Annotated in this window: 9 protein-coding genes and 1 pseudogene; 7 read left to right on the top strand and 3 right to left on the bottom strand. The window is 43.6% G+C overall.

From position 1 onward, the window contains the following. The 5 genes and pseudogenes from WBA23_RS06270 to WBA23_RS06250 form a co-directional block, all read left to right on the top strand. Nucleotides 1–796: pseudogene (locus WBA23_RS06270) on the top strand (hypothetical protein); the annotation flags it as partial. A 38-nt stretch (nucleotides 797–834) separates the two neighbouring features. Further along, nucleotides 835–3,150, top strand: coding sequence for a glycosyltransferase (locus tag WBA23_RS06265; protein ID WP_424581395.1), 2,316 nt, complete (start codon nucleotides 835–837; stop codon nucleotides 3,148–3,150). A 27-nt stretch (nucleotides 3,151–3,177) separates the two neighbouring features. Then, nucleotides 3,178–4,332: an acyl-CoA dehydrogenase family protein gene (locus tag WBA23_RS06260; protein ID WP_424581394.1), complete on the top strand. Its 1,155-nt coding sequence runs from the start codon at nucleotides 3,178–3,180 to the stop codon at nucleotides 4,330–4,332. After that, nucleotides 4,292–5,071, top strand: coding sequence for a PIG-L deacetylase family protein (locus tag WBA23_RS06255; protein ID WP_424581393.1), 780 nt, complete (start codon nucleotides 4,292–4,294; stop codon nucleotides 5,069–5,071). The genes WBA23_RS06260 and WBA23_RS06255 overlap by 41 nt, the downstream gene beginning before the upstream one ends. A gap of 1 nt (nucleotide 5,072) precedes the next feature. Next, on the top strand, nucleotides 5,073–5,657 hold the full coding sequence (locus tag WBA23_RS06250) for a class I SAM-dependent DNA methyltransferase (protein ID WP_424581392.1): 585 nt from the start codon (nucleotides 5,073–5,075) through the stop codon (nucleotides 5,655–5,657). On the opposite strand, the gene WBA23_RS06245 is transcribed toward WBA23_RS06250, so the two are convergent. Continuing rightward, on the bottom strand, nucleotides 5,581–6,774 hold the full coding sequence (locus WBA23_RS06245; protein WP_424581391.1) for a glycosyltransferase: 1,194 nt from the start codon (nucleotides 6,772–6,774) through the stop codon (nucleotides 5,581–5,583). The genes WBA23_RS06250 and WBA23_RS06245 overlap by 77 nt on opposite strands. 246 nt (nucleotides 6,775–7,020) lie before the next feature. Between WBA23_RS06245 and WBA23_RS06240 the strand changes: the two genes are divergently transcribed. After that, nucleotides 7,021–8,199 carry an ATP-grasp domain-containing protein gene (locus WBA23_RS06240; RefSeq protein WP_424581390.1) on the top strand — a complete coding sequence of 393 codons (1,179 nt, stop codon included), beginning with the start codon at nucleotides 7,021–7,023 and terminating at the stop codon, nucleotides 8,197–8,199. 299 nt (nucleotides 8,200–8,498) lie between these two features. Then, a complete protein-coding gene (locus WBA23_RS06235; RefSeq protein ID WP_424581389.1) occupies nucleotides 8,499–9,716 on the top strand; it encodes a cation:proton antiporter in 1,218 nt (405 codons plus the stop codon). Between the two features lie 68 nt (nucleotides 9,717–9,784). On the opposite strand, the gene WBA23_RS06230 is transcribed toward WBA23_RS06235, so the two are convergent. Next, a complete protein-coding gene (locus WBA23_RS06230; protein ID WP_424581388.1) occupies nucleotides 9,785–10,483 on the bottom strand; it encodes a chemotaxis protein CheB in 699 nt (232 codons plus the stop codon). A 446-nt stretch (nucleotides 10,484–10,929) separates the two neighbouring features. Beyond that, nucleotides 10,930–11,628: ABC transporter permease (locus WBA23_RS06225; RefSeq protein ID WP_424581387.1), on the bottom strand; the 699-nt coding region annotated here is incomplete at its 5' end.

Genomic DNA, 11,628 nt, shown 5'->3' with positions numbered 1-11,628 from the left:
GCACGGGGTAGAAGACCCCCGAGTGGCCGTTATCGATGGAGTTTATTATATGACCTACACGGCTTACGATGGCTTTAATGCTTTGGGAGCATTAGCTACATCAACCGATGGGTTTAAGTTTGAGCGGCAGGGTATTATTACTCCAAATATCAGCTTACTGGATATGGAACTCCACTTAGAGCCTCTAAAAGGGAAGGTGAACAACAAGTACTATTCCCATATAGAGATGCTGCATAAGCGGGAACCCATTCCGGAACAGGTACTGGTTTGGGATAAAGACATTATATTCTTTCCCCGGCGCATCAACGGCAAATTGGCTTTTATGCACCGCATATGGCCGGGCATACAGCTGGTAATGTATGATCAGATAGAAGATTTAAACCCAGAATTTTGGGCTGATTACTTTGGGCACTTCGATCGACAAATTATTCTTGATCCTCAGTTTGAATTTGAAAGCTCTCACATCGGCGGGGGCTGTGTTCCTATTGAGACTCCTGAAGGCTGGCTAATGATCTACCACGGCGTAGAGAAGCAGCACTACGGTAATATTTACCACGCAGCGGCAGCTCTGTTAGACTTAGACGATCCTACAAAAATCATCAAGCAATTTAATGTGCCACTAATTTCACCTAACCAAGAGTATGAACAAGTAGGCTATGTTAATAATGTTGTTTTCCCCACGGGTACCGCTCAACAGGATGACACCCTATACATCTACTACGGGGCCAGCGATAGCCATATTGCGGTAGCTTCGTGCAGCTTTAGCGAACTTATTGGCACACTACTTAACTCCTAACCCTTAGCAGATTTTTTACAATATCAACACTTTTTACTATGTCCTACCCAACTTCATCTACCGTATTATTTCTTTCTTCTTATCCTTCCCGTGAATGCGGCATTGCCACTTTTACCCAAGATATGATCCAGGCTCTTAGTGCTCAGTTTGGCGACGCTTATAATTTTCAGGTTTGCGCTTTGGAGGAAGGCCAAAAGCACCAGCGGACTTACCCCAATGAAGTAGTAGCTACTTTGAATACTGAAAGCGTAGCTGAGTGCGCTAAATTAGCCAAAGAAGTAAACGCTGACGCTGGTATTCAGGTGGTATGCCTACAGCATGAGTTTGGACTATTTGGCGGCGACCGGGGCGATAATGTAATGGCCTTCTTGCTGTCGGTAAAAAAGCCGGTGATCCTTACTATGCATACCGTACTACCTCAGCCCCCGCGAAAACTTAAGCGACTGGTACGTGATATTTCCCAGCATGTACAACAGGTAGTGGTCATGACTCAGCGTTCAGCCACAATTCTTCAAAGTGAATATGGCGTATCAAATAAAAAAATGAGCTTAATTCCGCACGGAATCCATTTGCGTCAACAACTTAACCCCGAACAATTAAAGGAAAAGTACGCATTAGAGGGAAAGAAAGTACTAAGCACCTTTGGCCTGCTGAGCGCTAATAAAGGAATTGAAAGTGCGCTGGAAGCATTGGCAATTATTAAAGAGGAGGCACCCAATGTCTGTTATCTGGTGCTAGGTAAAACGCATCCAGTAGTGGTTGAACAAGAGGGTGAAGTTTACCGGAAAAAACTAGAAGGCAAGGTGAAATCTTTAGGACTAGAAGATAATGTTCGCTTTGTCAATCAGTACCTCAGTTTGGATAAGCTATTAGACTACCTTAGTCTGACGGATGTGTACCTATTTATGTCTAAGGATCCTAACCAAGCCGTAAGTGGTACGTTCACTTATGCCATGAGTTGTGGCTGCCCGGTAGTTTCTACTCCCATGGCCCACGCGCAGGAAGTACTAACTCCCGATACGGGGGCACTGCTAAAGAGCTTTGATGACCCGAATGAAATCGCCGAAGCTACTATCCGAATACTATCCGATTCGGCACTACAAAAGCATATGAGCCGAAACGCGCACTACGCTACTCGAGAAGCAGTGTGGCCCAATGTAGCTGTTCGTTATGCTCAACTTTTTCATCAAGCAGCTAATCCCGACGAAGTATTGCACTACAACCTTCCCCCGGTTACCCTTCAGCATATTCGTCGCTTAACCACGAACAAGGGAATGATTCAGTTTACCCAATTTGATCAGCCTGATGTAAAGTCTGGGTATACGCTGGATGATAACGCTCGTGCTTTAATTGCTATGTGTATGCACTACCATGCCTTTCGTGAAGCTAAAACGATTAACCTATTAGAAACCTACTTAGATTTTATTATTAGTTGCCAGCAGAAGGACGGGACCTTTCTCAATTACGTGGATGAAAACGGCAGTTTCACTGCTCAGAATCTGGATGTAAACCTAGAAGATGCCACCATGCGGGCGGTATGGAGTCTGGGTACGGTGGTTTACTATCAGAATGTGCTTCCCGCGGACTTGGTCACGAAAGCTAGTTTGGCACTGGTACGCTCCCTAGAGGTAGCTCGTAAGGTGGACTCCCCCCGGGCCCGGGCTTTTGCTATTAAAGGACTATCGGCCTACTACCGAATACAACCTGATGCTACTGTACTGGAAGTGATTGATCATTTAGCATTGGGCTTACTGGATAAATTTAACGGAGTAGCTACCGAAGATTGGCTGTGGTTTGAAGAATACTTGACCTACGCCAACAGCGTGTTGTCCGAAAGTATGCTGCTAGCCTTTTTAGCCACTGGAAGAGAAGAGTACCGCCAAGTGGCTTATCGCTCGTTCGATTTTCTGCTCCGCTGCTTATTTATTCAAGAGGATCAGATAAAAGTTATCTCGAACAATGGGTGGCTTATGAAAGGCGAAGAATGTAAAAACGGGGGCGAGCAACCTATTGATGTTTGCTACACCATCACCGCGCTATCACTATTTCACCGGGTTTCCCGCCGAAAGTCTTATCAAGATAAGCTACACGCAGCATTTCATTGGTACTTAGGTAATAATCACTTGAAACAGATTATTTATAATCCTGCTACCGGAGGTTGTTTTGATGGCTTAGAGGAACAGTATGTTAACCAGAACCAAGGGGCCGAATCAACGGTATGCTACCTAATAGCCCGACTGCAAATTGAGTTAGAATACGATTCTATCAACTTATCTCGTCAAAATTACAAAATTATGGTCGGTCAGCAGTATTCGGTTACGCGCGATAGTCACCAAAACCGCTCAGTAGCATAGTTATTACGCAATAACTTAAACAGACCTATGGAATCCATAATATCCGCTAATAAAAACTACCAAAGAGAGGTACTTACCAATGCAGCTCATGTTTCGGAGCAATTGGCTACAATTCGGGAGCAACAGCAGTATGGTGCTGATGACGATTTTCCCTTTCAGGAGTTTCATGAGTTACGAGAAGCCGATCTGCTACAAATAACACTACCGGACCAACCTTTGGATTTTGCAACTCCTACTACTAGAGAACTGCTCAATCTACTAAAGCTGGTAGGTAAGGGTAATCTGTCGGTAGGGCGCATTTACGAGGGTCATATCAATGCGTTGTATCTAATTCATTTGTTTGGAACTACCGCCCAACAGCAGTACTGGTACCAGAATGTACAGCTATCTCAGCACTTATTTGGGGTATGGAATACGCAGATGAACGATGGCATCACCATTCAAGATTTGGGAGATGGAAAATACCAATTACAGGGTTGCAAAACTTTTTGTTCCGGGGCTCAGTGGGTTACTCGCCCTATTATAACTGGTAAACTACTGAGTGAACGGGGCGAAGATTTGGGTTGGCAAATGGTGGTGGTTCCACTAGATGAGCAGGAGCATTTACCAGTGGATGATTCGTTCTGGAAACCTTTGGGCATGAAGGCTAGTGTTAGCCATAAAATTGATTTTAGCCAGGTAGTTCTAACTGATCAGGACTTGTTAGGGAATCCAGACGATTATCATCAGCAGCCTCATTTTAGTGGGGGTGCTATCCGCTTTGCCGCTGTACACCTGGGCGGTGCCGAAGCTATATTTGATGCTACCCGAAACTATCTACAGAAGCTTATGCGTACCAATGACCCTTATCAACAAATGCGCTTAGGGGAAATGGCCGCGTTAATCGAATCAGGCAATCTATGGATTAATAGTGCGGGCGAGCGAACTGATGGCAACTTACCTAGCGACGTAACCATTCAATACGCTAATATGGTACGTACTGCCATTGAGAAAATTTGCTTAGATACGCTACGGCTATCTGAACGCTGTGTGGGAGCTAGAGGGCTACTTTATCCAGAACCGTTTGCTCGCTTACACGCTGATCTGACAACCTATTTACGGCAGCCAGCTCCCGATCAGGCACTAGCCCAAGTTGGAGCCTATGTTGGCACCCAAAAATCACCCGCCCATGATCTCTGGTAGCGTACAGCCTAATAAACTTTTTACAGAATCTCCAGTACGCCCGTCAGACTCAATAGCCCAGTGGGGATCAACAGTGGTAGTGGCACCCCATGCTGATGATGAATCATTGGGCTGCGGAGGAGCTATTGCGGCTCTTCGACTTTATAATCTACCTGTGCACGTACTGTTCGTCAGTGATGGTACTATGTCGCACCCGCGTTCTAAAAAGTATCCGGCTGATACCCGGCGGGCCATACGGGAACAGGAAGCTTTACAAGCACTGAATCACTTGGGGGTACATGCTGATTGTGCTACCTTTCTTCGGCTACCCGATACAAAGGTTCCTCGTAGAAATGACGAAGAGTTCATCAATGAAGCTTCTCGCATTAGCGATTACCTGAATACTATACAGCCTCAGACGATACTGGTACCCTGGCGACGGGACCCCCACTGTGATCATCGGGCTGCCTGGGAGTTATGTGACCAGGCAGTGCAAACCAGCCAACTGAATATACAGTGGCGAGAATACCCTATTTGGGTGTGGGAGCTAGCTAAAACCGGCGATTTGCCTCATCCTGAAGAGGGCACAATTTGGCAATTGGATATTCAGGCAACATTGGCGCAGAAAACGGCAGCTATTGCGGCCCATATCTCCCAAACGACGCGCTTAATTGATGATGATCCCGAAGGGTTTATTCTTACCCCCACTGTTCTCGCGCATTTCATTCAACCGTACGAAGTTTACATTGAACCGAACTAACATGACATTATCAGCCCAGTATTTTGATAAACTCTATCAGGAAAATAAAGATCCTTGGAATTTTGAGCAGAGTGACTACGAACGAGAAAAATACTCTAAAACAGTGAACGCTCTTCCTCGTGCGCTGTACGACAATGCCTTTGAAATTGGTTGCTCAATCGGGGTACTTACCCAACGGTTAGCTTCCCGTTGCCATAAGCTGCTATCGGTTGATGTTAGCGAACTACCTCTAACCGCCGCTCGTGACCGACTAAAAGGTCATTCGCACGTTGAGTTTAAGTGTATGAATATTCCCAGTACGTTTCCTGAAGATCGCTTCGATCTCATTGTGGTTTCTGAAGTGGGCTACTACTGGTCACAGCCAGACTTAGAAAAAGCGCAACAAAAAATTATGAAATCATTACTACCCGGTGGTCACTTGTTGTTAGTTCACTGGACTCCGGTAGTCAATGACTATCCACTGTTGGGCGACGAAGTACACGATGCGTTTGATAGTTACGCTACGGTTACTAAACAACTAACGCGTTTGTATCATCATCGGGCTGAAAAATACCGACTCGACCTATGGGAGGCTGTTCCAAAGTAGGAGCAGTGTTCTGGTTATTACGTATCAATAAACGTAATTGATTAATAGCCTCCGCTATAGGCACCTCAGGGTACATTTGCTGAAGATATGACTCTACCATAGACGACCGTATTACGGCATACCAAAATTCTCCAAAGAATTGGCTCAGTAGCATAGCGTAGTAGAATTGACCAAGCGGAAGGTTGTACTGCTTTCCTATACTTTCCAGTAAATGACTTGATTTAGTACGCCAGGCTAAGCGCAACGCTTTCTGTAGCTGAAATCTGCATTGCCATTCTTCGGCACTTCGCACTTCAAGCGGAATTTGCTTTTGGTGCATTTCTTCCCATGTTTGTAATTGCTTAGAGAAGCCAAAATCTACTCTCCCCTCCAGCCGAGTAGATGTAGTTACCTGCACCTTCGGACAGTGACGAATACGAGCATCGCAGCGTTGCAAAGCTTCGTAAAAGTAAACGTCTTCCAAACACGGTACTATTGGCAGTCGCCCGGCTCGATCATACATCTCGGCAGTTACTGCCAAACTAGGGCCAAAATTTTGAAAGTGCCGGGGCCAAGAGTCATCGGTGTTCGGATCAATTGTAGATTCCAGTTCTGCTTGCAAAAAGCGGTAGCAAACATCTTGAAGATAAAAAAGGCGATAATCGCATCCCTCCTGCGCTTGAGTAAGAATACGTCCGCCCACCGCATCGGCCCCCATTCTAACCGCCTGTAGTGTATGATGCAACCAGGTAGAGCTCACAATGGTATCACCGTCGGTAGAAATAATTACACCTCGGTACCTTCCGATACTCATTAAGCGATTGTACGCTTTATCCATCAGAGTACGGCGAATAAAACCAATATTTGCCTGGTGAGGTGGTACGTGGGCTTCGTATATGTATAGTGCCAATTTAGGATTCCTACCGGCAAATCGTTGAGCTACTTCAGCAGTACGATCAGTACAATTATTTACGAATAAAATAACTTCGTAGATTGAATAATCAAGCGCTTTGCCTTCCTCATTATACTGGTGGCATAACGCCTCTAGCACCAACTCAATACTAACTTCTTCATTTTTAGCCGGTACAATTACTGAAGCTTGTAGATTAGAGTGAGGGTCAGGTAGGTTATTGAGCAAGGCAATGGATTTAGGTCAGAAAGATAAAAAATTCAAAGAATCAACCTTTCTGCTCACGCTCTGTTTGCCGCCAAAAAAATTTGATAATGAATACTTAAACAGTTAAGTATTAGTACACAACAGTACTGTATCTACTTACTTAGTTGTAATCGGCATTATTTACTAAAGCATTGGTGATCACTAAATTAAGATTGAATACGGCAAACATTGGCTGAATAGCAGACTTTTGTAGTAAAGTGTTTTTATATGTTGCGAGTTCTTATTACCGGTGGGCGAAATCCTTCAGCGTTAGAATTAGTTAGGTTGCTTAAATCTTCTCAGTCAAAAATCTGGTTAGCGGATAGTCTAGCTTTTCCAGTAGGCCGCTATTCCCGTCATATTGAAGGCTACTTACAAACACCTCCAGTTGCTCAGAACCCAGCCGCCTATATTAAATATTTGAAAGATGCTATCAAACAGCACCAAATTGATTTGGTGATTCCTTCTTACGAAGAAACCTTTTTCATAGCCCAGTACCGCTCTCAGTTAGAAAATCTTTGTACGATGTTCGTAGATGACTTTGATAAGCTAATCAGCTTTCACCACAAGTTCCGCTTTGCCGAAGCAGTAAAAGACTTTGATATTACTATCCCACCTACCCAGTTAATTAATTCTCCCAAAGATATAAAACGGTTTTCTGAAACCAGTAGCGACTACGTTTTTAAACCTGCTTATTCTCGGTTTGCAACGCATACGCTTATTTGCCCTAGTTTCTATCAGCTAAAGCAGCTATCTAAGCAAGCGCATTACCCCTGGGTTGCTCAAGCCTACGTAGAAGGCCAAGAGATTTGTAGTTATAGCATAGTGGTAAATGGTGAAGTTGCGGCTCATACCGCTTATGAACATCCGTATAAGTTAGGTCAGGGTTCAGGAATATATTACCGCGCTATTCGCCATCCATCTATAGAGCAGTTTGTCCGGGAATTTTGTCGGAAGCATCAGTACCACGGCCAAATTGGCTTTGACTTTATTCAGACACTTTCGGGCAAGATTTACGTAATTGAGTGTAATCCCCGCACTGTAAACGGAGTACATCTATTTGATAAAAAAGATCATCTGCTTCGTAGTTTTCTGGGTACCAATACCGAGACGATAAGACCCAATAGTAATGAGCCCCGAGTGAACCTTCTTACATTTCTAACCTATAATCTAGCTCTATCTATCCGCGATGGGCAGGTTAGGCAATGGTTCCAGGATTTGTTCAAAGCAAAAGATGTGATATTTAAGTGGGATGATCCGCTACCTATGCTAGGTCAAAACCTTACCCTATTAGAATTTTGCCGCAATAGCGTTCTTCATCATTTACCACTGGCAGATGCCTTATCCTACGATATTGCCTGGACTTCTGACTCAGCCGATGAGGTTACATTACAAGATGTAGCTTAATTAGGGTAGTTGTTCGAGTGGATACAGTTTTTAATCATCAAGATGCCAATCTGGGAGTGGCTATTATTTATCCTTGCTTTCAATGCAAATCAGGTAATAAATAATCAGTGTAGGCAAGAGCCGTTTAGTAGCTCGTCAACTAGCTACCTTGGTTCGTTCTGTAGTTTAGCGGGTTATTAAATAGAAAATACCATATTCCAGTAGGTATTCGGTAAAAGTTGATTTTCGTAAAACATTCCTAGTGTACGCGAGTAGTTTAGCTTTGTAAGTATATTTTTTTTATCCCCTTTATTTCTAGTATGAAGAATTATTTTTTAGTTCTAACGGTAATGGGAGCGGCGGCACTCGGCATGACCTGGATTCCTACATTAACCCGAAAAATTCGCGTATCTTATTCCATCGTCTATTTAGCATTAGGGGTTATTCTGTACCTTTCATTTGACGAACTTCCCTGGCCAAATCCTTTTCAGATGAATACTGAAACTTTGCATTTGACCGAATTGGTAGTGATTGTTGCCTTAATGGGTACAGGCTTAAAAATTGATCATCCATTCTCACTACGCCGCTGGCGTGTCCCCTTTCGCTTAGTGAGTATTACTATGTTACTATGTATTATAAGTCTGCTAGCTCTCGGACTCGTAATACTAGGCTTTGATTGGGCATCGGCTATTCTGCTGGGGGCCGTGCTGGCTCCTACTGATCCGGTACTGGCAGCAGATGTGCAGGTAGGGCCACCTAATGAAGGAAAGAACGATAGTGTCCGGTTCTCGCTTACTGCCGAAGCAGGATTGAATGATGGTATGGCCTTTCCATTTACCTGGATGGCGGTACTCGTTGCGGGGGCAACCGCGGGTGAACCCTGGCTGGGAGAATGGTTGGGAAAGTACTTATTGTATAAAATAGTTGCCGGAATTGCCATTGGCCTTATTATGGGGAGAGGAGTCACTTATCTTTTCTTTCACCTGCCTGAAAAATACCAGATGTTACACGTGCGTGACGGACTCGTCGCCTTATCTGTTACCTTGTTTACTTATGGCATCACTGAGTTAGCCCAAGGGTACGGCTTTATTGCAGTATTTGTGGCAGCAGTAACTATCCGCAATTATGAAATGGAACACGAATACCACCAGAAGCTACATGCCTTTACTGATCAGATTGAGCGAATTTTGTTGGCTGTGCTTTTAATGCTATTTGGAGGTAGTCTGGTAGAGGGGGTTTTAGACTACCTAACTTGGCCTATAGCTATAATAGGGCTAGCCTTTGTATTGATAATACGACCATTGGCCGGTTGGATTGGATTGTTGGGAACAGAAATACCAGCCGCTAAAAAGTGGACTATTAGCTTTTTTGGCATTAAAGGGATTGGTTCGTTTTTTTATTTATCGTTTGCGCTAAGTGAAGCTAATTTCGCGTATCAGAAAGAAGTATGGTCATTAACGGCCTTTGTCGTACTTATCTCTATTCTACTGCACGGACTTACAGCTTCATTCGTAATCAAGAAATTGGGAATAGAATGATAGACAACGAGATTGCGTAGGGCTAAGAACCACACTTAATAGTGTAAAGACAAACTATACTTAACGCCTTACTTCTTAACTTCTTTTTTCTTCATAGCCGCCGCAATAGCTGCTTTCTGCGCTATATTCTTTTGCTCCAATTGGCATCCGTAGCCGGCTAACTCGCAAAATAGTGCCGGCATATCGTGCAGGGGTAATACATACTTAGGGTGATCGCCAAGCAAAGCATTTAGCGGTAAAGTCGGATTATAGGCATCTTCTGGCGACTGTGCTATAGTGATACCACCTTGATAAGTTGTTTCTATTAAACCATCTACTCCGTCTTTTAATCCTCCACTAAGCAGTACTGATACCGCCCTATCTTTATACTCTAAAGCAGCACTCTTAAATAAGGCATCTATACTAGGCCGCCAATGTCCACCCGAAGGTTCTTCGGTATTAATAATAGTGTTGTTCTTTATGGTTAAATGATATCCTTGAGCCGGAAGATATATTGTACTCATCTTAACCTTTTCTCCGGTCTTGGCTACCTTTATATTTAAATTACTTTTATGTTTTAATGCATCAAGCAAATGATGTTTAGAAACCGGACTTTCCCGTAGACGATGTAGTAGAAAGAAGAAAGGGGCAGGAAAGTTTGCCGGAATGTGCTTAGCTAGAAACTGTAAAGCATTAACGCCGCCCTTACCCGAAGTTCCTATTAGAAACACTGGAAGCGAAGCAGGATAAAATAGATCTACTGAAGGTTCATCTGATGTTTTCTCCATATTGCTTAGAAGTTAGCTAATAAATAGACAATAACAATGTAAGCATCTTGTTAAAGGAAGCATAAATAGTTTGACCCAATACCACTTTGAGACCAGAATACTTAATTAGAAAAGATAGTACAATAGTATGCTGCAGGGTTTACTAATCTAGTTAGATTATTTCGCCAGTTTAATAGAATACCTTAAGGGGCATTTAATGATTTTGCGCCTTACGTTGATACGAGAATATGGCGGTTAAGAACAGATAGTGAAAGGAAAAAGTAACAAGAAGTTTTTACTACTATTCCTTAACCCTTTTTTTATTCATTCCGAAGCGAATCAGCTCGCCGAAGCAACTTGGCTGATTACCAGCTTCCACTAAGCAATGCACACCAAAAGTATACGGGTCATAAAGTCCGCTTGTTGATGAGACAATCATTCGGTATGGCATAGTTAAGTTACCTTCACTATTCGTAACGAATTGCCTTCGTTGGATTTATGGTTGATGCCTTAATACTTTCGTAGGCTACGGTAGCAAGGGCAATTACTACAATAATTAGAGTGGATATACCAAAAATAGTCCAACCAATCTCGGCCTGATAAACAAAGTTCTGAAGCCAGCTCTGCATCAAAAAGTATCCTACCGGTAGCGCAATTACGCAGGCAATCAATACCATTAGCATAAATTTACCGATTAGCATCAGCAAGATTTGGGGTACGGTTGCTCCCAACACTTTACGCACTCCAATTTCCTTAGTTTTCTGTTCGGCGGTGTAGGAAGCCAGACCGTACAGCCCCAAACAGGCAATCAGCACGGCCAATACCGAGAAGACCCGGATTAAACCCGCTATTCTGATCTCGGAAGCGTACATATTTTCCAGTTTATCACTCATAAAGCGATATTTAAACGCCGACCCCGGCATGACCTCTTTCCAGGTTTTTTCTATTGCTGCCAGCTTTTCCGGTATCTTATCTGAAGGTATTTTCACGTGTACTCCTAAGCTCTGCTGCGGCTTTCCCTGAATTACCGTTGGCTTTATACTGGTATGAATTGACTCGAAGTGAAAATCTTCCACTACGCCAATAACTCGGCCACTTTCTTGGCTAATGGTGTCCAGCACAGTGTAACCAATCACTTCATCCGGAGTAATGTTGAGCATCTGAAC

The organism is Tunicatimonas sp. (assembly GCF_049647865.1).
Lineage (GTDB): Bacteria > Bacteroidota > Bacteroidia > Cytophagales > Cyclobacteriaceae > Tunicatimonas.
Note: the sequence above shows the minus strand (reverse complement) of the source record. Positions and strands in the feature narration are given on the sequence as shown.

Bases quoted from the DNA above. Each gene is read 5' to 3' on its own strand.
- WBA23_RS06265 (WP_424581395.1), top strand. From the start codon at position 835: ATGTCCTACCCAACTTCATCTACCGTATTATTTCTTTCTTCTTATCCT.
- WBA23_RS06260 (WP_424581394.1), top strand. From the start codon at position 3,178: ATGGAATCCATAATATCCGCTAATAAAAACTACCAAAGAGAGGTACTT.
- WBA23_RS06255 (WP_424581393.1), top strand. From the start codon at position 4,292: ATGTTGGCACCCAAAAATCACCCGCCCATGATCTCTGGTAGCGTACAG.
- WBA23_RS06250 (WP_424581392.1), top strand. From the start codon at position 5,073: ATGACATTATCAGCCCAGTATTTTGATAAACTCTATCAGGAAAATAAA.
- WBA23_RS06240 (WP_424581390.1), top strand. From the start codon at position 7,021: ATGTTGCGAGTTCTTATTACCGGTGGGCGAAATCCTTCAGCGTTAGAA.
- WBA23_RS06235 (WP_424581389.1), top strand. From the start codon at position 8,499: ATGAAGAATTATTTTTTAGTTCTAACGGTAATGGGAGCGGCGGCACTC.
- WBA23_RS06230 (WP_424581388.1), bottom strand. From the start codon at position 10,483: ATGGAGAAAACATCAGATGAACCTTCAGTAGATCTATTTTATCCTGCT.